This is a genomic window from Kovacikia sp. CALU 1929 (genome assembly GCF_056784235.1).
In genome coordinates this window covers 31916-54118 of the sequence record NZ_JBXBCF010000022.1, presented here as the reverse complement: position 1 = coordinate 54118, position 22203 = coordinate 31916, and the positions used below count along the sequence as shown (strand labels likewise).

Sequence of the window (22203 nt, the reverse complement as noted above, 5' to 3'; positions counted from 1 at the left end):
ACCCATTTAAAAATTACTGTAGGTGATGCAGGTAGCCGTTTGCTGAGTCAACGAATTTGAACTCAGGTTAGCAGATGAAATGATCTGCGATTCTCTGCCGAAATCCTTCTCTCGTTAAAGTTAAGCGTAATCATGGCACAAATTTCTGGATCCTCAGATGTACCCGATATGGGTCGTCGCCAATTCTTGAACCTGCTGATGGTTAGCGCAGGGGCAACCACTGTGCTAGGGGCACTTTACCCCGTTGTTAAGTATTTTATTCCTCCCTCTAGCGGTGGTGGCAGTGGTGGAGCGACCGCTAAGGACGCGCTCGGTAATGATGTGCTGGTCACCGACTTTCTGGCGAGTCATGCTCCTGGCGATCACGTCCTTGCCCAGGGTCTGAAGGGTGATCCAACCTATATTGTGATTAAAGAAGATAAGTCGATCGCAGACTTTGGCATTAATGCAGTCTGTACTCATCTGGGATGTGTCGTGCCCTGGAACGCGAACGAGAACAAATTTATCTGTCCCTGCCACGGGTCGCAGTATGACAATAACGGTAAGGTTGTGCGCGGTCCTGCTCCCCTGTCGCTGGCATTGACCCATGCCACGGTTGAAGATAATAAGATTGCCTTTACCCCCTGGACTGAGACCGATTTTCGGACCGGGGAAGACCCCTGGTGGGCATAAACCAGGGTTAGAGGTCAGTGGTCAGTAGTCAGTTGTGAGTAATGATTGAGCGCAACGCACGACAGACTAAAAACTACTGGCTGAGATAGCAGGTATTGCGTGTTGTAACTGTTCTTTTTCGACTGACACTACAGATGAAAACCGTTCCTTTAGAGAAATTGATAGTCGGTACTGGCGTGCTGAAACAGGCTGCTTTAGTGATTGCTGCGATCGCTGTTCTCCTCACAGGCAGCTTAATTCAACCCCAAGCAGCCGTAGCTTACCCAATTTTTGCTCAACAGGCTTACAGTAACCCCCGCGAGGCAACTGGACGTATTGTTTGTGCAAACTGTCACCTGGCAGCGAAGCCGACGCAAGTTGAAGTACCGCAGTCGGTTCTGCCTGATACCGTGTTTGAGGCAGTTGTAAAAATCCCTTACGACACCAAGCTACAACAGGTGATCGGCAACGGTGAGAAAGGACCGCTGAATGTCGGTGCTGTGTTGATGCTGCCAGAAGGATTTAAGATTGCGCCCGAAGATCGGATTCCGGAGGAAATGAAAGAAAAGGTTCAAGACCTTTACTTCCAGCCCTACAGCGAAGACAAGGAAAATATTGTCGTCATCGGTCCTTTACCCGGTGAACAGTACCAGGAAATTGTCTTTCCAGTCCTTTCTCCCGATCCAAACTCAGACAAGTCAATTCGCTTTGGCAAGTATGCGGTTCATGTAGGCGGTAACCGTGGTCGCGGTCAAGTTTACCCGAATGGTGAAAAGAGCAATAACGCACTCTACGCTGCCTCTGTGGCTGGTCAAATCACCAAGATCGAAAAGTCTGAAGATGGTGGTTACCAGGTGACCATTCAGGCAGAGGATGGCAGTACCGTCACGGATACAGTTCCTGCTGGTCCCGCTTTGATGGTGTCCGAAGGTGAGGAAGTGAAGTCGGGTGCAGCGTTGACCGAGAACCCAAATGTTGGCGGGTTTGGTCAGGCTGATACTGAGATCGTGTTGCAAAACCCTAGCCGGATCCTGGGTCTGCTGGCATTCCTCGCGATTGTGACGCTATCTCAAATTCTGCTGGTCTTGAAGAAGAAGCAGGTTGAGCGGGTTCAGGCAGCCGAGATGCAGTTTTAGGATGGCAATGGGTGATGGGTAATGGGTATCGGCTTAACCGATAGTCAATGACCTATTTCCACTCATCCCATGATCTGTTCAGAATCCAACCAGCTTTTGTTTTATTTGCATAGAGAGGGATAGGTGATTGCCTATCCCTTTTTATTTAGCTCTCTGACACTGACACCTAACTATTTCTGCTTAAACGGTAGTTGTTGATTAATGTCATCCATCTCTCGCTGCTCCAGTTCATTGACTTCACCAATGTAAGCACGAAAAATCTGGGTCAGGCGTGGGTGATAGAAGCGGTGAACTGAGTGGTTTGGGGTGGCTGGAAAACCACGCCGTTTTTTGTGCCGTCCGCCTGCACCAGGGTCAAACGTCTGGATGTTGTGAGAAATCGCCCATTCAATCGGAGTGTAATAGCAAGCATCAAAGTGGAGACAATCAATATCCTGGGAGGCTCCCCAGTAGCGTCCATAGAGGTTGTCACCTTTCGTCAGGCAGAAGGACATACCAATTGGGTGGTGCAGATCATGCTCCTGGTAAGCGGCGATAAAAACAACCCGATGACTGTAGTGAGAGTGAAGCTGCTCAAAAAATGTTTGGGTGAGGTATTTGCTGCCCCACCAGCCAAATTTGTCGCAGGTGTCGCTGTAGAAAGCGTACATCAACGAAAATAAAGGTTTTGGAATATCTTCACCTGCGAGGGTGCGTAGGATTAACCCAGCTTTTTCGACCGCTTTTCGTTCCCGCTTAATGTTGCGACGCTGATTGGCGTTGAACAGATTCAAATAGTCATCAAAGGTTTGAAATTGCTGGTTTTGCCAGACAAAACTGTGGTGCAGCCAACTGGTGAAGCCGTGACGTTCAATCACAGGTTGCCAGTCTGGATCCACGTAGAGAAAGTTACAGCCAGAGATGCCGTTGCGATCGCAGAAGTGATCGATCGCATTCACCATGAAAGCGGTCAGTTCGTCTTCATCCTCGCCCGGTGCGATCAAAAATCGATAGCCTTCGGCGGGTGTAAAGGGTGACATGCCCAGCAGTTTGGGATAGTAGTCAATTCCCAGCCTTGCTGCCAGGTCTGCCCACTGGTGATCGAAGACAAATTCGCCGTAGCTATGACTTTTGATGTAGAGGGGAGCCACAGCAATCAGAGTGCGATCGCGCCAGACTGTCAAATGATTCGGCAACCAACCAGTCCGGGTGGTTACACTACCGGAGGTCTCCATATTGTGCAGCCACTCCCATTCAAAGAAGGGGGTTTTGAGTGGCATTGCTAAGGCATCCCATTCGGCTTGAGGGATCTCAGCAATTCGATTAATCCAGGCGATCGAATAGCGAGGCTTGAGTTGTTCCATAACCCGCGTTAAACACTTCATATAGCGTAATAGATCCCTACCAGAGCTAGGAGAAGTTGGCTTAAATTCTCTGATTATTTTGGCAGAACAGGATCCAAGGCTTTTAACTCCAGCCAAACAGGAAATAAAAGTGGCTCAAGCATTTGGGGAATCGAGTCTACCCGCCCCATGCTTGTCGCTAAGAGCAGTAAAACTAGAATTTCAGACAAGGTGGATGAGCCAGTCATGCCAAACTGAACGAGAGTGATCTCCCAGCTCTTAACGCTGTAACTTTCAACTTTCAACTCTCAACTTTCAACTTTCAACTTTCAACTCTCAACTCCTCGCCCCCCATCCCGTATCCTGCTCCAACCATGCTTCGATTCGTTTTTACATTACTCCTGACGCTGGTTTGCCTAATTGCCTGTCAGTCTGACCACGCGACCCTAACCGCTGATGTCACGGAAGCACCGGATGCGGATACGGCAACCTTGGTTTCCCGCCAGGTTAAACTTTCTGAGCCGTTTGTCTGGTGGGAGGCGGAAACTCCGGCAGATACTAATTTTCCACCTGCCGATCGCAATCCCTTTGTGCCTGCTAATGCAGCAGAAGCCGCAGTCCTGTCGGGGGGAAAGTGGATTGGGGTGGATGGGGATTATCAGTCTCCCTTGTTTTTGGAGTACAGCGTTACGGTTCCCGCAACGGGTTCTTACTTTTTCTATAGTCGCAAGTTCTGGCAACATGGTCCGTTTCGCTGGCGGTGGGATGACCAGCCCTGGCGGGAAGTGTCCAGCAAACCTTACCTAATGGATGAAGTGACTGTGCGACAGTTTGTGGGAGCGAACTGGGTCAGCTTGGGGCAGGTGGAGCTGGGGAAAGGCACCCACCAACTTCGAGTTGAAATGACCCAGGCAAAGGGAGCGGCAGCGTTTGACTGTTTTGTGCTAACGAAGTCACTGTTTCAACCCCGTGGCAAGTTGAAGCCAGATCAACGCTATGCCGCAAAAGACCTGACGGGTTGGTTTATTTTTGACCCAGAGGTGGATGGCTTTGCTGCCAGTGCTTTAGATTTGCGATCGCTGAACGAGTCGGTTGCGGGAGAAAAAGGACGCATTCTGGTCAAGGGGGAAGACTTTGTTCATGAACAGGACGGACAGCCAATTCGGTTTTGGGCGGTGAATACCGATATGCAGAACATCCAGATGGATCGCTCTCTGATGCGTTATATGGCACGCGCTCTAGCCAAGCGGGGTGTAAATATGGTGCGGCTGCATGGAGAAATCTGGTCAAAGGATTTTCGCCAGATTGACCCGGCGGATCTGGATCGGCTGTTTGCCTTTGTTGCCGCCATGAAACAGGAAGGAATTTACACCTGTCTGTCGGTTTACTTTCCCCTCTGGCTCAAGTTTGACGCAGCCAGTGGGTTTGCCGGATACAACGATCAGCATCCGTTTTCTCTGCTGTTCTTTAACCGGGACTTTCAGAAAATTTACTATGAATGGTGGCGATCGCTGCTTACCCCAGTGAACCCCTATACGGGAACTACCCTGGCAGCCGACCCGGCAGTGGCGATCGTAGAACTGGTGAATGAAGACTCCTACCTGTTCTGGACCTTCGAGCCGTACAAAACCATCCCCGCTCCCCAAATGGAAATTCTGGAGCGGCAGTTTGGCTCCTGGCTGGCAGCAAAGTATGGTGCTTTGGAACTAGCTCTAGAAAACTGGCCAAAGTCTCCCGCAGGCGATCAACCCAATCCAGAGCGAGGCGATCAACCCCAATCGGGTCGGGTTGGTTTCCTGCCCCTCTACGAAGTTTTTACTAATCCCGACTCTCGCCGCGCCCAGGACACAGCGACCTTTCTGACCGAACACCAGAAACAGTTTTTCCAGAAAGCGATTCGTACTCTCAAGCAGGACTTGCAATACCGGGGGCTAATCTACGCTTCCAACTGGAACACCGCCGATCCCCGCATTCTCGGTCCCTTAGACAAGTACAGCAATACTGTGGCAAATGTCATGGATCGGCATGGCTACTTTGGCTCTTTCCATCAGGGTGATCGCGCCTCCTATGCCCTCAGCAAGGGCGATACCTACCAGGATCGGTCTGCCCTGTTATTCATTCCCAGGGAAGGGGAGAAGGAGCCGGATTTTAACCTGCCGATTATGGATACCCGTTACAACGGGATGCCCTCCCTGATTACGGAGGTGAACTGGACCATGCCCAACCGCTTCCGGGCAGATTTCCCCCTGTTAGCGTCTGCCTATGGTTCCCTCCAAGGCTCAGATGGGTTCTTCTACTTTGTGACCGGGTATTCCTGGGCGGCATCCCTGGGCAAATTTGCGATCGCTTCCCCAGTCACATTGGGACAATTTCCGGCAACTGCCCTGATGTACCGCAAAGGGTTGCTGGAGCCAGGAAAGGATGTGGTAGATATTTCCCTTAAGCTGGATGATCTCTATGCCCTGCGCGGTGCGCCAGTCACAGCCCCCCAAAATCTGGATGAGTTTCGGGCCAAGGATGTGCCAGCAGGACAGGTATTAGAGAGCGATCGCGCCAGCAGCATCGACCCTCTGGCGTTTCTGGTCGGTAAGGTCAACCTGCGCTTTACCCAGGACAAGCCTGCATCCACTCAGATTGAGCTATCCAGTTTCAATGACCGCAACGCAAAAACCGTCCGTAGTTCCACTGGGCAGCTTGTTTGGGACTACGATAAAGGACTGGTCACGGTCAACGCACCCCAGGCTCAAGGTGTAACTGGTTTCTTGAAACGAGCCGGTACACTCCAACTGGGTAATGTCACCCTCAGTTCCGATCTGAATTATGGAACTTTCCTGTTGGTTGCGCTGGATGACCAGCCGATCGCCCAGTCTCGCAAAATGCTACTTCAGGTCATGTCTGAGGAACAAAACTTTGGCTGGAAAGCAGCAGGTTCGCCCCAAAAGACGATTGAAAGTGTCGGTAGCCCACCCATCCTCGTGCGCAATCTCTCTGGACAGGTATCCCTCCAGCGTAACGATGCCCAAAAGCTGGACGTGACAGCCCTGGATGCCAATGGCTACCCCGTTGCGACGGTAGGCAATGGGGCAAAATTCGACCTGCGCTCAGATAGTTTTTATTATTTGATTGGGAAGTAATCCGGCATCACTACTTACAGCGGTTATTGCTTGGGTAAGCCACAATTTGGTAGCTTAACCTGCATTATTCATGACGATTTCAAAAAATCTCTGGAAGGCTGGCTGAGAAACTAATCTGACGATTTGCCCAAAAAACAGTCTGCTTTTTGAGGTGTTTCTGCTATCAAGGTTCCAGGGGTTGGTGAATAATCCAGGCTAACTCGTGCGGAGACGCTTCGGGAAAAGTTCACCATTCGTTTTTGACTCTTCGCCTTCCAGGGTTTCCGGGTTAAACGCTGCCACTCCCCAGAATCAGCAATGCCCAGATCAACGCCGCCGTTTAAGCACCTTCAGCCGCTGTTTCAAATACCCCAAATTGGGAGCCTGATTCCCGTAGCGCCAGCGGACATAGGCATCGGAAATTTCTGAGATTACCGTAGCCCGATTTTCAGGTTGGTTTTGCCAGGACTGCTGTACATACTCCAGGGGAGTCTCCGTAGGGCGTTTACGAAATCCCTGGGTTGCCTGCCAGTCCAACATCTGACGATAGAGGCGCTCCATTGGAGCCAGTCTGGCTAACCACCGCTGATAACACCAGCCGCGCCAGCCTTTCCAGGCAAGCCAGCCCAGAAAACTGAGGGCGATCGCTCCAATCAGCCCTGTAAATGCACCCACCCAACCGCGTGTAAATAGTTGGTACAACCAGGTAATGGCACCAATCACAATCCCAAAGATGAACCTGAACACTCGGCTGATGCCACTCGTCAGGGGAGTGGGCAACCAACCAGCCACCCACTGCCAAAACTGCTGTAGTACGCTAAATGTCTGGTCGTCTTCAATCGAAGGTGGGATCAACTCATGACCGGGAATCGGGTCAAAGGCAAACCAGCCGTGTCTAGGGAAAAACACCTCTGTCACAGCATAGGCATCCGTATTGCGAACCACGTACAAGCCAGTGAAGGGATTGAATTCTCCGGGGGCAAATCCGACTGCCATCCGTGCCGGGATACCAATTGAACGCAGCATGAGGGTCAGCGTCGTCGAAAAGTGGTCAGGATAGCCGCCCTTATACTTAAACAGGAATGCCTCAGCCAGATCTTCATCCGGTTCCAGGAAAGGTAACTCTGACTGAAGTGTGTACCGTTGTTTCAATGCTTGTGCCAGGAATAGTGCCTTCTCATAGGTCGATGTGATCGGGCGGGGAGAGGTTGCCAGCAATTCTTCTGTCTGTTTCCGGATCTTCTCTGCAACCTGGGGCGGAACCTCCAGGTAATGCTTACGAATGGTGTTGGAGTATTTGGTTGAAGCCTGCTGCAATCGGGTGCGATCGCGGTAGGGAACCTCCGAAATCACAGTATAGGTCAAGCCCTCCAACAGTCCCAGGGGCGATCGCAAATTACCCTCCGGGTCAATCGCCACCTGCTGCGTCGGAAAAAACAGTTCCTTTGGCTGCATCAATGAAGGGATCAGATTTGGCAGTTCTGACACCACCGTGTAGGTCTGAATCACTTCTCGGCTTCGGTTCAACGTAGGGGGTCTGGGTAAGAAAAACTGGTAAGACCAACTGGGTCGAGTCACTGTCTCCGCGTCTTCATTCCGGGAAATTTCCCACCCCTGTCCTAGGTAACGGTCAAACGCCAGCACCCGCCAAAAGCCCTCAGCCTGAGACCGCACCCGCAGCACGATCTTCGGTTTCATCGCCCCCCGCAGGTTTTGATTGATGCGGTTGTTAAAGCCGTAGTAAAAGGTTTCATCCAATTCACCAGGACCCATTCCCTGGTTGCCCTGGCTTCCCCCTGCGCCATTTCCCTTCGTCGCATCTCCCTGCCGCACATAGCCCGGATTAATAATCTGGGAATTATCCTCAAACATTTCCTGACGGGGAGCGCTGACGGGAAACGTTCTGAGTTGGTAACCGGGGAGCCGGGGCAGACAGGCGAAAATAATCAGCCCCAGCCCCAGTGTCACCACTAAAAACATCCCCAGACGCTTTGGCGAAAGCCCCACCTGCTTAAACGGAGAGCGGTTCAGGTTGCTCAGTAGCCCCAGCCGGGAGCGGTAATCTAAGACCAGGACGGGCAGAGCGATCGCCAGAAACAGAAGTAACAACAGCCCAAAGGTCATTGTCTGACTCAGGGTGCTGGCAACCCCAATCAGGATCAGTCCGATCGCCATCGAGTAGCCCAGATCCTTGCGGCGGGGCAGGTCAAAACTATGTAAGACCTGAAGCTGCACCAGCAGTTCTGCCAGCACCAGGCGCGTATCATTTAACTCTGCCCGCAGCCCCACAAAAAATGCTGCCAGCGCCAGCAGCATTCCAATCGCAATCAAAAATTTTGCCGCAATGTTTTTTTCGTGCCGCCGATACCAGCTCCAGCAAGCACCCGCAATGCTGAGGGGTATCGCCCAGGCACTCATCGACGTAGATGCCGCCACATCGGTTGCCACAATCCCAACCAGCACCATCGCCTGTGCCAGCACCCGCAGCAGTAGCGACTCTTCAGTTAAAGGTGACGGTTGGGCTTCCACTCGCTGCCACCAAGGACCCACAAGCGGCAGCGATCGCATTCGTTCAGCCCTGAATAAACCAGACATTCGGTAGCGCCAGGATAACGGTTTTTCCTATTGCCATACTACCCACAATCCGATCTGGCTAACGGGATCCTGTCCTACTCTTGCTTCATTCGGACGGCAAACAGCACCGGGGTTGGGTCTTTTTCGGTAAGACGCACTTCCAGGATATAAATCTGGTTGGGTTGAATATCATTCAACTCTACGGTTAACAAACCTGTCGTTGAACGTTCAGCAGCGGACTGTAGCCCATTTCCACGCAGCAGTAGACTGCCCCCACAGGGTAGATTGCCTTGAATCCGGATCTGAGTAGTCTTAGCTTGATAGTCAGCTAGCAGAGTTAGCGCCCCTGCTTCAGTCAGCCATTGGCGCTCAATTTGCGGTTGCTGGGAAGAAAGGCTGAGGCTGAGGGAGGTCATAATTTCCCGTGCCGCCAGCAGGGATAAAACCATTTGCTGAGGCGGTACGGCAACCTCGTAGCTAGATGGGAAATTAGCCCCAGCGGTAGGGGTTGTCGCTTTATCAGACCGGGCAGGAGAGGTCATCACCAACCCTGCCAACTGGTTCAATGCCCCAGATTGACCGGGAAATAGCTCTTCAACCGCACGCACCAGCTTTGCACCCTCTAATAGGGAAGACTGCATCACATCCTGACAGCTCTGGAACAGTTGTGCCAGGACTTTTTCTGGCATCGGTACGGGTAGATTCAGGGTCTTGAGCTGGTTGCTCCAGATCCAGACAGGAACTTTCTGGTTTCCAGCAGGGGAAGCCAGTTCGGGTGTATTTTCAAGGGCGCTTTCAGAGGCGATCGCCGCATAGGGAACCGTCTCTGTTTCATAATCATGAATCTCTGTTTCCCAGGGGAACAAAGGTGGATTCTGTTGAATCTCGGTTTGAAGACGATGTTTCAACAGGGAATAAAAACGGTCTTGCACGGCAGGTATTTCTCCAAGATTGAATAGGGATTCCCGGTTAGAGGGAATAGTCTCAGATTCATGATGGTTGGAGGTTTCAGAGGATGCATCCTGCGGAAGATTAGAATCAAAGAAGTCTCGGCTAGGGGAGCCTTTAACTTCATAAAGCTCCTGGCTGATTACCTCTGCATCTGACAAGGATGCATTTGGAATCAGATCTTGCAGGAGCTTTAGTAATTTTCTCTGGAGAACCTCTGAGTCATCATGCATGGTTTATAGACTCCTAATTCGTTGGTAGACGCACTTGCTCCGGACAGTATTCGTTACGAATTTCCATCATTCCGAATTTCCCAGGCTTTCTCCAAAATCTTGAACCACTGTTTGCGAATTTGGCTCACGGTACTGTTTAGAGCCTGGGCGATCGCGGCATCTGCAAGCCCTTGCTGCTTCCGCTCAAGAATTTGGGACTGTTGACTATCTAACTGGGAGGTAAATACCTGCCAGCGCTCTGGTGTCAACCCCAGATTATTGCCGAGGTCAACCTCCAGCCACTGATGCACCAGTTCCCACTGATGGGACAGGGCAAATCGGATCAAGTGATACTTAAACCGCTGCTGCAAATAGTCCCGTTCCCGGGGGGTTAATTCTAAAATTGCCTCAATCTCATTGGCAGGCATGTCTTGCAACCGGAGGACAAAATACTTCACGCAGTCCTGCTGGTTCCGCTCCTCCAGATAGGCAATTAGTTGATCAATCACTGTTTGGCGCAGGTTATCTTCCGTCGGTTCCGGCTCCTGAGCTACCATCTGCTCCCGCACCTGGTGAATCGATGCCGCATTCCATTGATGGTCGTTCTCCCCCGAAGCGCCTTCTGCCGCTCGTTCAATGTCAACTGGAGTCTCGATTGGCTGCTGCTGCGAAAAAGTCTGGGCACGCAAAATAATCAACTGCTGATTGCGGTGCCCTGGCAGTGGGATGCGGCGCTTCCCATACCGTTCGGTAAATGCCATCCACTCCGCCAGTTCTAACAGTGTGGTGGGCTGATAGGTAGAAGTTAACTGCGTCTCCCGTCGAAATGCATTGAGTGCCTCCATATAAAAGTTCTGGAGGAAGTCCTCAATCATCGTTAACCGCGCCTGGTAGCTAGACTGGGTGTGGGGAGGGGTAATGTAGCGATAGACAACAGCACTCAAATTGCTGTGTAGATCGACCCTGCCCCTAACCGAACCTAACTTATAGTAATGAATACAATGATGCAACCGATGTTTTGCCAGTGCTACCCCCCAGGATTCAACCTCGCCAGAGGCTTGAATTCGTTTGCTTTCCGAGCAAATGCGACTGACTTCTTTTGAAATGCGGTTTGCAACGTCCCGGCAGTTCTGCTCAGAAGCGTTGGTTAACAGTCGTAGCTCGTTGAACACCAGTTGAAAAGATGGCTCCACGCTCTGGCAGATATCCCCCACAGCTTTCAAACCTACAATACGACAGGAATTAATAACGATTTCCTCAATTGTGACAACAATATCGAGATAGCGTCCAGATCAATCTAACCCAAATTGGTGGGTTCATTCCGCTTATCTGCTGCCAGAACTAAAACTGGTCTTTCGGCTGTCTCAGGTCAGAAAATTTTGATCGGTTTTCCTTCTCAAGAGAAAGATAAAGTCATAAATATACAAAGATGGATTCTGATGGCAATGGACTTAGACCAACAAATTCAATTGCTGATAAACAGTGCCCCTCAGGATGGAGCCACTCCGGACCTGGTGCAGGCGATCGCTCCCGTCCTCAAACAACTGGCAGGAAGGCTCCGCCACGCCCAGTATTACATTCCCCAAACCGTTGATCAAGAATGGGCAATCACCGTTTTGGAAAACCCAACCCAACCCGCTGAAGAAAAAACAGTGATCTATGCCTATGCCACCCTCAAAGATGTATCCCTCGGTCCTTACCTGATGCAAGACCCATTGATGATGGCGCTGCCAGTTCCAGTCACCCACATCCTATTCCAGATGCTCGCGATGGATACCGTCCATAGCGCCATCTTCTTTGAAACACCCGGCGATCCCAACTTTGGTACCGAAATCCAGCGCCAGGAGCTAACTGACATGGCTCAGGCACACCTATTAAAAAGTCAAGCGATCGGTAAACCCACGCTGCCACCCGATATTGCTTAAGGCTCAGGGTTGAAGGGTGAAGAGGGGCAGGTTGAGAATGGAGTCGAGAAGGGGGGAGGAAGGAAAGAAGTCAATAGTTCTAACTCCAAAACTCAAGACTTTTACCCCTCTGACTCCGATGCCTAAACCCCTGACCTAACTTATCCTCCACCACTTTATAAACATATGTAACAATATTGACGGCAAACCGGCTTAATGTCTTGACAGCAGATGAGACAGTCGATAATCTAACATGCATACCCGGGTACAAAAACTGAGAGTTCTATGCAAGACAAGCAAAAAGTTACATTGTATCTCCCGCCTGACCTGCACCGTCAACTCAAGGTGCGAGCAGCCCTTGACGCTGAGACAATGACGGACATCGCTCAAAGAGCCATTGGGTTTTACCTCTCCCACCCGGAAGTGGTTGCGCATTACGAGGAGGGTCATGGTCAAGCTCATCGGGTCTACAGTTGTCCTGATTGCTCTTCTCCAGTTGTTCTGCGAGATGGTGACATGGTTTCCTTAAGAAAGCAGTCAGGTGTCATGGTTGAAGATGCACTTCCGGTTGGAAGCAGTGCTTCTGTAAATTCAGTCAAAGCTAACCCTCAAGGTGAGGGAGAACTAGTTCCCTGCTAGGTTTCAGTTTCACCCTAGAGTTTTGACTTAAGTAAATTGTTTGTGGTTTTGTTCACGGTCATCTGTTCGCCTTGTTCTGTTCGCTTTGGTTTAGTTCGCTTTGTAAGTGGGGATCGATTCAGCACTTTGGAAACGCTAAGGTCTAAGGCGTCTGCGCTGTCTCTAGTGGGTTGATGTTATGCATGAAGAGCTAGGTATTCTAATACAAGCCCAATATCCCCTGGTCTACCTTGTCACTTCTGAGGAGGAGCGGGCTGAACAGACCATTGCTGCAATTGCTCAGAACAAGCCTCAGCGAAGGGTGTTTGTCTGGACTGTAACTCATGGGATTGTTGAATATGGGCAACCCCGCAATGTGACTCAGCACAATACGGTTTCCCCTGAGGCGGCGATCGAATGGGTCACCCGGCAGCGAGAACCTGGGATGTTTGTGTTCAAAGATCTTCATCCCTTTTATTCGGCTCCGGTAATTCGCTGGTTGAGAGATGCGATCGCCAGTTTCAAGGGTAGCCAGAAGACCATCATTCTCATGTCGCCGGTTCAAGAAATTCCGATTGAGTTGGAAAAGGAAGTTGCTGTCCTTGACTTCCCAATGCCCAGCATGGCTGAGTTGAATCAAGTTCTCTCTACCCAGTTAGAGCAATCTCGTGGGCGTCGGATTACCACAGAAGCAAGGGAAAAGCTGTTGAAGGCGGCTTTGGGTCTAACCCGTGACGAGGCAGAAAAGGTTTATCGCAAAGCGCAGGTAACCGCAGGACGGCTGACGGAAGAAGAGGTTGGAGTCGTCCTTTCTGAGAAAAAGCAACTAATTCGGCGTAACGGAATTCTGGAATACATTGAGGAGGACGAAACGATTGACTCGGTTGGTGGCTTGGAAGAGTTGAAACGCTGGTTAAAGCAACGATCCAATGCCTTTACCGAACGTGCCAGGGAATACGGGTTGCCCCAACCGAAAGGGATGCTCATTCTGGGGGTTCCCGGCTGTGGTAAATCTCTGATAGCCAAAACAACTTCTCGCCTGTGGGGGTTGCCCCTCCTGCGTCTGGATATGGGGCGAGTCTATGACGGCTCAATGGTTGGACGCTCTGAGGCGAACCTGCGGAATGCCCTTAAAACGGCTGAATCCATTTCTCCTGCCATCCTGTTTATTGATGAGTTAGATAAAGCCTTTGCCGGTGGTGCAGGTTCGGCTGACTCGGATGGGGGCACTTCCAGTCGGATCTTTGGTTCTTTCTTAACCTGGATGCAGGAAAAGACTTCTCCAGTATTTGTGATGGCAACGGCAAACCGGGTTGAGCGGTTACCGGGAGAATTCCTCCGCAAGGGGCGCTTCGATGAAATTTTCTTCGTTGACCTGCCCACTGCCGAAGAACGCCAGGAAATTTTTAAGATTCACCTATCTAAGCGGCGGCGAGAGATTGCTCGATTTGATCTGGATCAACTAGCGAATGTCTGCGATGGTTACTCAGGGGCAGAGATTGAACAAGCCCTGGTTGCTGCGATGTATGAGGCATTTGCCCAGGAGCGAGAGTTTACTCAGTTGGACATTATTGCTGCCATCAAATCGACATTGCCGCTTTCTAGAACGATGACCGAGCAGGTAACTGCCCTGAGGGATTGGGCAAGGCAGCGCGCGCGACCTGCGGCATCCTCGGTTGCTGAATACCAGCGACTCGAGTTCTAAAGCTTTCTTCTGCTTCCCAACAGAAGGAAAGGCTAGCGAAAGCTAGCAGTTTACCCCAAGCTAATGGCATCTTGCTATTAGCAATTAGCTAACCAAACGTTGTTCTCAAAGTCTCCACAGGAGGAAACCTAAAATGTCCCACTTTAGCACACTGCGCACCAAGATCACGGAAGCTGAAATTCTGAAGGCTTCTCTCCGTGACCTGGGTATTTCTGTTAAGACGGAAGCTGATGTTCGTGGATACAACGGGCAACGGGTTCGTGCTGACATCGTTGCTGTTCTGGAAGGTGAATATGATCTGGGCTGGTCTCGCAATTCTGATGGTTCCTTTGACCTGATTGCTGACCTCTGGGGTGTTGCCAAAAAGCATAACCAGACCGAACTGATCAATTCTATCAACCAGAAGTATGCTGTGAACAAGACTCTGGCTGAAGTCAAGCGTCCTGGCTTACAGAACGCGAATGTTAAACTCGTTCTTCAAAAGTAGTTTCTCTGCGCGTTCCCAAACTAGCGGGTTAACCCTCCCCGGTTAGCCCGTTTTTTGATGGGATATTGTAGAGACGCGCTCAGGTGCGTCTCTACAGTTTTTTTACCCTTAATCCCTATGCTCCCCATTTCCCCTGAACACGAACGCCAGATTAGACAGATTCTGCGTAGCTGCGGTCAGCAGGCTGAGCAGATGTCAGCCAGTCAGTTTGAGGTTTTTCAGAAAGGTCCCAATGACTATGTCACCAGCATTGATGCTGCCTTAGACCGCAGGCTATCTACCGCTTTCACCGAACTTTTCCCGGGGGATGGTGTCATTACAGAAGAGAATCCGCAGTCCAGACAGAAGTTTGATGCTGGGTATTCACGCCTCTGGTGTATTGATCCCATCGATGGAACAGAAGATTTCATCCACGGTAAGCCCGATTATGCAGTTATGGTGGGGCTGCTGCAAGATTATCAACCGATCGCCGGATGGGTGGGTGCCCCTGCCACTGATCAGGTTTACTATGGTGGACTGGATTGGGGGTTATTTCGAGCTAGCGCGGATCAGCCGCCGGAACCGCTTGTAATCGTTGAGCCAGAACCTCCGACCAAGGGATTCTGTCCGATTGTGATTGGGAAGCGGGATCAGGCAAACTATGGAGCGGCGATCGCCCAGTTCATTCCGGCTGCCCAGTTTTACTCTCTTGGCAGCTTTGGTTTAAAGGTCATGGAAGTGATTTTAGGACACGCTGGGCTTTACCTGTATTTCAATCAGCGCGTCAAAGTATGGGATACAGCCGGTCCGCTAGCGCTGGCAAAAGCAGCAGGTTTGGTTTGCTGTGATATGCAGGGACAGCCCCTCCGTTCAACCCCGGATGTGATTAACCCCGCTACCCTTGCCCACACTCAACCGATTGTGATTGGCTGGTCTCGCTATGTCGAGGTATTGTTGCCAAAGCTTCAGGAGTCCGTTGGGGAAGCTATTGAAAGTTTTTCGTGGTCTCAGTAGACCGTCTATACTAACTGTTATCCACACTCCATATAATCCGTAGATTCTCCCTGAGAGAAGGTTTGCAACCCTGGCATTATGGAAACAGGGAGTTCCTGTATCACAATGCCAGCTTTCCCTTTTCGTTAGTTAGTGTTATTTCTTTAAGTTTTCATGCAGATCGAAGCCTTTAGTGAGCTGTTTCCGCTTTTAACCGCTGCCAATCCAGAAACTCTGGAATGGCTTCTATCCGTTGCTGTTGAGCATGAATATCCTGCCAATCGCGCCGTTTTGATGGAGGATGCGTGGGGCAATGCGGTTTACTTTATTGTGTCTGGTTGGGTCAAGGTGCGCCGTTTATCTGGGGCGGGTTCAGAGGATGTGGTAGCTCTGGCAATCCTGGGGCAGGGGGATTTTTTTGGGGAAATGGCGATTCTGGATGAATCTCCCCGCTCCACCGATGTGATTGCTTTGTCAGCGGTAAAGCTGATCAGTATTTCGGCTCAACGGTTTATCCAAACTCTGTTTAAGGATCCCCAGTTGCATCACCGGATGCTGCAATTAATGGTGCGGCGTTTGCGGCAAACCAATATCCGGTTTCAACTGCGCCACCAACCCCCCGCCGTTAAGCTGGCAAATACGCTGGTTGCCCTGGGAGAGAACTATGGGCAGGAAACTCCCAACGGGGTTGAGATTTTCAATATTCCCTATAAGGATCTGGCGGACGTGACGGATATTGGAGTTGAGGAAACCTCCAAGATTATGGAGAAGCTGGACGGGAAAGGCTGGATCAAAGTTGATCCGGCAAACCAGGCAATTTACCTGCTAAATATGAAGCAACTCATGCATTTGGCGGGCAAAATTTCTCATAAGAGCGCAGGTTGAACAACTGGAGTAGGTATAGGAGATGAACCGGGAAGAGCCAGGGTTTGAACGGGCATCGGAAATAAATGACTTTCAGGAATTGGAAAACCGCCTGAAGCTAGACCATGATGCTGACTCGCCTACCCAGGGTCGCTCTGTCCCTCAAATTCATTATCAAGTGGCAATGCCCCAACCTCAAACCCATTTGTTTGAGGTGACTTTGCAGATCACTGGTTGGCAACCTAATTCGTCACGGCTGGATCTCAAAATGCCCGTCTGGACGCCAGGGTCTTACCTGGTACGGGAGTATTCCAAGCATTTGCAGGACTTTGTTGCCTTTACCGAAGAGAATCCCGATTCCCAGTTACCCTGGCGGAAGCTGGGCAAAAACCACTGGCAGATTGAACTCCAGGGGCAGACTGCTCTCACTATTACCTACCGCATCTTTGCGAATGAGTTGACCGTGCGGACTAATCACCTGAATGGAACGCATGGTTACTTTAATGGAGCCGCTCTATTTTTCTACATTCCAGGATATGAGCAGTGCCCAATTCAGGTCGCGATCTCCCCGCCTGATTCCACCTGGAAGGTGGCAACCGCTCTCCCGCCCGTGGCTGGAATGCCCAACACATTCCGGGCAAGAGACTTTGACACCCTGGTGGATAGCCCCTTTGAGGTGGGAATTCACCGGACCTACGAGTTTGATGCCCAGGGTAAGCCCCATCAGCTAGTCGTTTGGGGCGAGAGCAATTTAGAACCAGAACGGCTGATTGCAGACATGCAAAAGGTGATTCAGGTAGAGGCTGCTTTGTTTGATGGCTTACCCTACGATCGCTACCTGTTTCTGTTGCATCTGGCTGCCCAAGGATTTGGTGGATTAGAACACAAGGATTCCTGCTCTCTGATTTATCAGCGCTTCGGGTTTCGGAATCAGGACAAGTACAACCGCTTCATTCAACTGGTTGCCCATGAGTTTTTTCACCTCTGGAACGTAAAGCGGATTCGCCCCAAAGGACTGGAGACGTTTGATTACGAGCAGGAAAACTATACCCCTTCCCTCTGGTTTAGTGAAGGGACAACCAGCTTTTACGATCTGGTGCTTCCTTACCGAGCCGGAATCTACGACGCACGGGTGTATCTCAACGCCCTGAGTAAGGAAATAACCCGCTACCTGACTACCCCTGGGCGTAAGGTTCAACGTTTAAGTGAGTCGAGCTTTGATGCCTGGATTAAGCTTTACCGGCAGGATGCCAACAGCCCCAACTCCCAAATGTCCTACTACCTGAAAGGCGAAATGGTTTCACTGCTACTGGATCTACTGATCCGGGAGCGGCATGGGAATCGGCGATCGCTGGATGACGTGATGCGTCGAATGTGGGAACAGTTCGGCAAACCAGAGATTGGCTTTACCTCAGATGAGTTACAGCAGGTCATCGAGTCCGTCGCCGAAACAGATTTAAGCGGCTTCTTTGAGAACTATTTGAATGGACTGGATGAGCTGCCCTTTGATGATTATCTGAACCCGTTCGGGCTGTGCCTTCAGGGGGATATTAATGGTGAAGCAGGAACCCCCTACCTGGGTCTTCAGATGAAATCTGAAAGTGGGCGAGAAGTAATTAAGGGTGTTGAGTCAGCCTCTCCTGCGCAAACGGCTGGTCTTGATGCAGGGGATGAACTCCTGGCGCTGAATGGAATTCGAGTCAGCGCCGAGCACCTGAGTGAACGACTGAGAGACTACAAACCGGGAGATACCATCCAGATGACCTTTTTCCATCAGGATGAACTGTGTACGCGAGAGGTAACTCTGGAGCCACCCCGATCAAGCCGCTACCAGATTGTGCCGCTAGAGCAACCAACTACGACCCAGCAGGAGAACCTTACAGGTTGGTTGGGGCGATATGCGGGAGAGGGATTAAATCTCAGGCAATTATGACAGGGCGTTAACGATGGTGTAGCGACAATTTCAAACCATTGGTTTATGCAAAAGTGCCCACAAGCAACCCAACTAGAATTGAAGAAACTGTTTATCTAATCCAAACCACCTCACCTATCCTTGCAGCAATGGGTGCGAATCTAGATAGGTCTTCCTATGATTGAAATTTTGGCTGCACTCTCCGCCTCTGCCGCTGCGGGGATGAGAATTGCTCTGCCTCTGCTGGTCATTGCTCTACTATATGGAAATAGCCTCTGGTCGCGGATACCGTTACTTTCTCGAATCGATCCCCCAATTGTTTTAGGGATTTTGGTGATCTGGTCGCTGGCTGAGGTTGTGCTTTCCAAAGACCGCTTTGGGCGGCGGATCCTTCTGCTCGTCCAATTGGCGTTTAGTCCCCTGGTTGGAGCAATTTTAGGCATGGCAGTTGCCCAGATAACCGGAAATCCAGTCTGGCTTGTATGGCTACTGGGAGGCATCGGCGGTTTACTGGCACTGGTGTTACAGCTTGTCCAGGTTGGTTGGTCTTACCGATTGGGCAACGTTCCCCTCTGGGTGATTTTTGCCCAAGACACACTCTGCGTTTTATTGGTTCTGTTTGCCCTGGATGCTCCCAGCCAGGGAGGGATCATTGCTTTACTCCTACTCTGGCTCGCAATTCGGAGTTCCAAGGAGTGGCACCGCTGGTATCGAGCACAGACAACTCCCGGACAACGAGGCAATCCCAGAAAATATAAGCGAGACCCTGACTAACACCTATCTTTCTTCCCTTGCCTTCAGCACAATAAATCGCCCAAATAACCCAACCGTCTCAAAGTGGTAGGACGGTAGCCAGGTGCTGATGGATAAATCCGTCACGTAAACACTGAAAAGAACATAGTTTTGTCGCTCCGTGCCCCGGGCGATAATACGCTTGATCTCCGTCTGATTTGTTCTTAATAGGGATTCGCACTGCGCCTGACCAATAATAGGCACCTTTGTACACAGATTCTCTCCGGCATAGTCAATCAGTGCGCCTGTCGCAAACACTTCATAGGCTGGTTGCTGAGGGTTGGTCGCTGCCATGATTCCCCCCAGCGCGGCAACGGCAAGCCCTGACGCGATCGCAACAATTTTCCACTTCTTCATATCACTCCTGACATCCACCTGGATTAGAACGATGTCCCCTAAGCTAAAAAGTTCCTCTCAAAGAAACTTCTCCACCCTCCACCCTACACCGTTTGGCTGAGCGCTGATGTCGAAGCCCCACCCCAACAAACCTGAACTTAATGCCCCGGAACGTGGTAGTTAGTAGTTGTTAACAGCAATTCAAAAAACGCCAGATTAATGACAGTAACTGACGATAAAACAATTGTGCGGGAATACTTCAACGCCACCGGGTTCGATCGCTGGCGCAGAATTTATGGCGATGGCGAGGTCAATAAAGTCCAGTTAGATATTCGTACCGGGCACCAGCAAACCGTTGACACATTATTGTCCTGGCTGAGAGCGGATGGCAATCTGGCGGAAATCACCGTCTGCGATGCGGGGTGTGGCGTTGGCAGTCTCAGCATTCCCCTGGCAAAAGAAGGGGCAACCGTCTTTGCCAGCGACATTTCTGAAAAAATGGTAAGCGAAGCAAAAGAGCGGGCAGTTGCCGAACTGAGCGACATCAGTAAGCTCACCTTTGCGGTTCAAGATCTGGAAACTTTAAGTGGACGCTATCATACGGTTGTCTGCCTGGATGTGTTAATCCACTACCCCCAGGAGAAGGCAGCAGAGATGATTACTCACCTCAGCGATCGGGCAGAGTCCCGCCTGATTCTCAGCTTCGCGCCCAAAACCTTGTTCTATGAAACCTTGAAGAAAATTGGCTCCTTTTTCCCCGGTGCCAGTAAAGCAACCCGTGCCTACCTCCATAGCGAAGCGGAGATTGTCCGCATCCTGGAAAGCCAGGGATGGACCATTCAGCGCAGCGCCATGACCAAGACACGGTTTTATTTCTCACGGATGCTGGAGGCGGTGAGGTAGGTGGTAGGTGAATAGTTGTTGGTTGTTGGTTGTTAGCGATTGGAGGGATCCATCTAATACCAATTCTCTTTGAAGCTGCCCAGAAGAACGCCTGGTAGACAAGGGGCTTAAGCCCCTTGTTAAGTGCAAACTCATATTGAACTGGTATACCAAGCAGCAATTACTACCTATTACCCATTACCCGCTCCCTAACTCAAAGCTCAAAATTCTCAATTTTTAACTCTTCACTTTGCCGTCCCTTCCCAATTTCCAAGTGTGACAAATTAGGGACAATCTTTTGGCAGAAGGTTAGGATTGTTGTCAATCTTTTGTCGTGAGCCTTCTGGCACCATGAAACTGGTTAAGAAAATATTTGGGGGACTGCTTCTCTCCTTTGGCTCTGTAGTCCTGTTAGCGATCGCGGTCGGAAGTGTAGCAGAGGAAAATATCAAAGAAAAAACCTCTCTGATTGCAGGTGGATTACTTTTGGGGCTTCCGCCTGCTGTATTAGGAGGCTGGTTACTCCGGAGTTCGCAGTTGCAGCACCAGCAGGAGCAGCGCGATCGCCTCCGTTCTGCCTTTTTTAATTTGTTGAAGCAGGGGAATGGACGGATCACTGCCCTTGGTTTTTCGATGGAGGCTGGGCTGGAGGGCAGTGAAGCAAAGGCATATCTGGATGAGCGTGCCGAAGAGTTTGGCGCTAATTTTGAAGTTAGTGAGACGGGGGATCTTTCCTACCGATTTGACCTGGGTATGACAAAATTACCAGCCAGTTCGGCACCGGCAACCCTGGAAGCGGGTTCACCCGCAGCAATTTCTACAGCGGCTTTTCCTGGAGCAACCTTTGATATCATTTTAGAAACCTTACCCCCAAACCGGAAGATTGAAGCCATCAAGATTGTGCGGCAACTCACCCATCTGGGGCTAAAGGAAGCAAAAGACCTGGTGGAAGCCATCCCTACACCCATCAAAGAGAAGGTATCTGACGCGACTGCCCACGAGTATAAACGCAAACTGGAGGCGATCGGGGCGACGGTGATGATTATCGCCAATTAATCCCATATAGGGTTTCCTTTCTGGGTGAGGTATCGATGAAGTTAGCAACCAAGATTGCAGCCGGAGCGTTGTTGGGGATTGGAGTCCCGATTTGCCTGTTAGCCACTGCCAGACTGCTAGATCCCAAAACAATTCCGCAGGAGCGGTTTGAGCTTGAAGTTGCCCTGATTACTCTGGGGTTACCATCAACGGCTCTGGGTGGGTGGTTTGCTTTGAAGACCACTGATAAAAGGCGGCGGGAAGAGCGCGATCGCCTCCAGTCTGCCTTCTACCGACTCATCCGGCAAACGAAAGGACACCTGACCGTGTTGCAATTTGCGATGGAAACTGGGTTGGATGGAGAAGCTGCCAGGGATTACCTCAACCTGAGGGCAAAAGAATTTAATGCGTCCTATAACGTGACCGAAGAAGGCAGTCTCACCTATCACTTCGATCTGGGTGGATTTGCTGCCGGTACTCTACCGGCGACGACAGAGACTTTTGACGTGGTACTGGAAGAGGTTCCTCTCAATCGAAGGCGGCAGGCAGTTAAAGCCATCCGTGAGTTGACTGGGTTGGAGTGGCAACAGGCTAAAGCCCTGGTCAAACGCTTACCGGAGCCTGTCGTCCTGCAACGGGGGGTACCGAAAGCCGTTGCCGAGGCTTCTAAACGGCGATTGGCAGCCGTTGGTGTAGAAGTCTTGATTGTTCTGAACTGATTTCCCGTTCAACTAACAATC

At 50.8% G+C, this 22203-nt stretch carries 19 protein-coding genes; 14 read left to right on the top strand and 5 right to left on the bottom strand.

Translation table 11 applies throughout. The features are described from left to right. The first annotated feature begins 132 nt into the window (after positions 1-132). Complete coding sequence (gene petC, locus AC1S52_RS01565; protein WP_482027284.1) at positions 133-672, top strand: cytochrome b6-f complex iron-sulfur subunit; 540 nt, start codon at positions 133-135, stop codon at positions 670-672. Between the two features lie 134 nt (positions 673-806). Next, positions 807-1787, top strand: a complete 981-nt coding sequence (gene petA, locus AC1S52_RS01560) for a cytochrome f (RefSeq protein WP_482027283.1) — start codon at positions 807-809, stop codon at positions 1785-1787. Between the two features lie 170 nt (positions 1788-1957). Here petA and AC1S52_RS01555 read toward each other — a convergent pair whose 3' ends face one another. Beyond that, entirely contained in the window at positions 1958-3130 is a 1173-nt protein-coding gene (locus AC1S52_RS01555) for a GNAT family N-acetyltransferase (RefSeq protein WP_482027282.1), read from the bottom strand. Positions 3131-3483: 353 nt separating this feature from the next. Between AC1S52_RS01555 and AC1S52_RS01550 the strand changes: the two genes are divergently transcribed. Next, the gene (locus tag AC1S52_RS01550; RefSeq protein ID WP_482027281.1) at positions 3484-6243 is read left to right on the top strand and encodes a hypothetical protein; all 2760 of its coding nucleotides are present in this window, start codon (positions 3484-3486) and stop codon (positions 6241-6243) included. Between the two features lie 306 nt (positions 6244-6549). Here AC1S52_RS01550 and AC1S52_RS01545 read toward each other — a convergent pair whose 3' ends face one another. The 3 genes from AC1S52_RS01545 to hetZ form a co-directional block, all read right to left on the bottom strand. Continuing rightward, positions 6550-8817 carry a transglutaminase TgpA family protein gene (locus tag AC1S52_RS01545; protein WP_482027280.1) on the bottom strand — a complete coding sequence of 756 codons (2268 nt, stop codon included), beginning with the start codon at positions 8815-8817 and terminating at the stop codon, positions 6550-6552. Positions 8818-8891: 74 nt separating this feature from the next. Beyond that, on the bottom strand, positions 8892-9977 hold the full coding sequence (locus AC1S52_RS01540; protein WP_482027279.1) for a hypothetical protein: 1086 nt from the start codon (positions 9975-9977) through the stop codon (positions 8892-8894). A gap of 53 nt (positions 9978-10030) precedes the next feature. After that, positions 10031-11170, bottom strand: coding sequence for a heterocyst differentiation protein HetZ (gene hetZ / locus AC1S52_RS01535; protein WP_482027278.1), 1140 nt, complete (start codon positions 11168-11170; stop codon positions 10031-10033). 225 nt (positions 11171-11395) lie between these two features. Between hetZ and AC1S52_RS01530 the strand changes: the two genes are divergently transcribed. From AC1S52_RS01530 to AC1S52_RS01495, 8 genes are all read left to right on the top strand, one after another. Beyond that, entirely contained in the window at positions 11396-11881 is a 486-nt protein-coding gene (locus tag AC1S52_RS01530) for a hypothetical protein (RefSeq protein WP_482027277.1), read from the top strand. 264 nt (positions 11882-12145) lie between these two features. Then, positions 12146-12499: a slr0373 family blue light stress response protein gene (locus AC1S52_RS01525; RefSeq protein ID WP_482027276.1), complete on the top strand. Its 354-nt coding sequence runs from the start codon at positions 12146-12148 to the stop codon at positions 12497-12499. Positions 12500-12677: 178 nt separating this feature from the next. Beyond that, positions 12678-14183, top strand: a complete 1506-nt coding sequence (ycf46, locus tag AC1S52_RS01520) for a stress-responsive protein Ycf46 (RefSeq protein WP_482027275.1) — start codon at positions 12678-12680, stop codon at positions 14181-14183. A 133-nt stretch (positions 14184-14316) separates the two neighbouring features. Continuing rightward, entirely contained in the window at positions 14317-14670 is a 354-nt protein-coding gene (locus AC1S52_RS01515; protein ID WP_482027274.1) for a DUF1257 domain-containing protein, read from the top strand. Between the two features lie 117 nt (positions 14671-14787). Then, positions 14788-15663, top strand: coding sequence for a 3'(2'),5'-bisphosphate nucleotidase CysQ family protein (locus AC1S52_RS01510; protein WP_482027273.1), 876 nt, complete (start codon positions 14788-14790; stop codon positions 15661-15663). Positions 15664-15816: 153 nt separating this feature from the next. Next, complete coding sequence (locus AC1S52_RS01505; protein ID WP_482027272.1) at positions 15817-16527, top strand: Crp/Fnr family transcriptional regulator; 711 nt, start codon at positions 15817-15819, stop codon at positions 16525-16527. 22 nt (positions 16528-16549) lie between these two features. Then, positions 16550-18439: a M61 family metallopeptidase gene (locus tag AC1S52_RS01500; RefSeq protein WP_482027271.1), complete on the top strand. Its 1890-nt coding sequence runs from the start codon at positions 16550-16552 to the stop codon at positions 18437-18439. 156 nt (positions 18440-18595) lie between these two features. Continuing rightward, on the top strand, positions 18596-19192 hold the full coding sequence (locus tag AC1S52_RS01495) for a DUF4126 domain-containing protein (protein WP_482027270.1): 597 nt from the start codon (positions 18596-18598) through the stop codon (positions 19190-19192). 3 nt (positions 19193-19195) lie between these two features. On the opposite strand, the gene AC1S52_RS01490 is transcribed toward AC1S52_RS01495, so the two are convergent. Next, positions 19196-19567: a DUF4359 domain-containing protein gene (locus AC1S52_RS01490; protein WP_482027269.1), complete on the bottom strand. Its 372-nt coding sequence runs from the start codon at positions 19565-19567 to the stop codon at positions 19196-19198. Positions 19568-19765: 198 nt separating this feature from the next. On the opposite strand from AC1S52_RS01490, the gene bchM reads away from it, so the two are divergent. The 3 genes from bchM (at position 19766) to AC1S52_RS01475 (ending at position 22182) form a co-directional block, all read left to right on the top strand. Continuing rightward, positions 19766-20449, top strand: a complete 684-nt coding sequence (gene bchM, locus AC1S52_RS01485) for a magnesium protoporphyrin IX methyltransferase (protein ID WP_482027268.1) — start codon at positions 19766-19768, stop codon at positions 20447-20449. Between the two features lie 330 nt (positions 20450-20779). After that, positions 20780-21484: a bL12 family ribosomal protein gene (locus tag AC1S52_RS01480; protein ID WP_482027267.1), complete on the top strand. Its 705-nt coding sequence runs from the start codon at positions 20780-20782 to the stop codon at positions 21482-21484. 35 nt (positions 21485-21519) lie between these two features. Beyond that, positions 21520-22182, top strand: coding sequence for a ribosomal protein L7/L12 (locus AC1S52_RS01475; RefSeq protein WP_482027266.1), 663 nt, complete (start codon positions 21520-21522; stop codon positions 22180-22182). Positions 22183-22203 lie beyond the last annotated feature (21 nt).

Excerpts from the sequence above, each read along its gene's own strand:
- petC (WP_482027284.1), top strand. The coding sequence starts at position 133 with ATGGCACAAATTTCTGGATCCTCAGATGTACCCGATATGGGTCGTCGC.
- petA (WP_482027283.1), top strand. The coding sequence starts at position 807 with ATGAAAACCGTTCCTTTAGAGAAATTGATAGTCGGTACTGGCGTGCTG.
- AC1S52_RS01555 (WP_482027282.1), bottom strand. The coding sequence starts at position 3,130 with ATGGAACAACTCAAGCCTCGCTATTCGATCGCCTGGATTAATCGAATT.
- AC1S52_RS01550 (WP_482027281.1), top strand. The coding sequence starts at position 3,484 with ATGCTTCGATTCGTTTTTACATTACTCCTGACGCTGGTTTGCCTAATT.
- AC1S52_RS01545 (WP_482027280.1), bottom strand. The coding sequence starts at position 8,817 with ATGTCTGGTTTATTCAGGGCTGAACGAATGCGATCGCTGCCGCTTGTG.
- AC1S52_RS01540 (WP_482027279.1), bottom strand. The coding sequence starts at position 9,977 with ATGCATGATGACTCAGAGGTTCTCCAGAGAAAATTACTAAAGCTCCTG.
- AC1S52_RS01530 (WP_482027277.1), top strand. The coding sequence starts at position 11,396 with ATGGCAATGGACTTAGACCAACAAATTCAATTGCTGATAAACAGTGCC.
- AC1S52_RS01525 (WP_482027276.1), top strand. The coding sequence starts at position 12,146 with ATGCAAGACAAGCAAAAAGTTACATTGTATCTCCCGCCTGACCTGCAC.
- ycf46 (WP_482027275.1), top strand. The coding sequence starts at position 12,678 with ATGCATGAAGAGCTAGGTATTCTAATACAAGCCCAATATCCCCTGGTC.
- AC1S52_RS01515 (WP_482027274.1), top strand. The coding sequence starts at position 14,317 with ATGTCCCACTTTAGCACACTGCGCACCAAGATCACGGAAGCTGAAATT.
- AC1S52_RS01510 (WP_482027273.1), top strand. The coding sequence starts at position 14,788 with ATGCTCCCCATTTCCCCTGAACACGAACGCCAGATTAGACAGATTCTG.
- AC1S52_RS01505 (WP_482027272.1), top strand. The coding sequence starts at position 15,817 with ATGCAGATCGAAGCCTTTAGTGAGCTGTTTCCGCTTTTAACCGCTGCC.
- AC1S52_RS01500 (WP_482027271.1), top strand. The coding sequence starts at position 16,550 with ATGAACCGGGAAGAGCCAGGGTTTGAACGGGCATCGGAAATAAATGAC.
- AC1S52_RS01495 (WP_482027270.1), top strand. The coding sequence starts at position 18,596 with ATGATTGAAATTTTGGCTGCACTCTCCGCCTCTGCCGCTGCGGGGATG.
- AC1S52_RS01490 (WP_482027269.1), bottom strand. The coding sequence starts at position 19,567 with ATGAAGAAGTGGAAAATTGTTGCGATCGCGTCAGGGCTTGCCGTTGCC.
- bchM (WP_482027268.1), top strand. The coding sequence starts at position 19,766 with ATGACAGTAACTGACGATAAAACAATTGTGCGGGAATACTTCAACGCC.
- AC1S52_RS01480 (WP_482027267.1), top strand. The coding sequence starts at position 20,780 with ATGAAACTGGTTAAGAAAATATTTGGGGGACTGCTTCTCTCCTTTGGC.
- AC1S52_RS01475 (WP_482027266.1), top strand. The coding sequence starts at position 21,520 with ATGAAGTTAGCAACCAAGATTGCAGCCGGAGCGTTGTTGGGGATTGGA.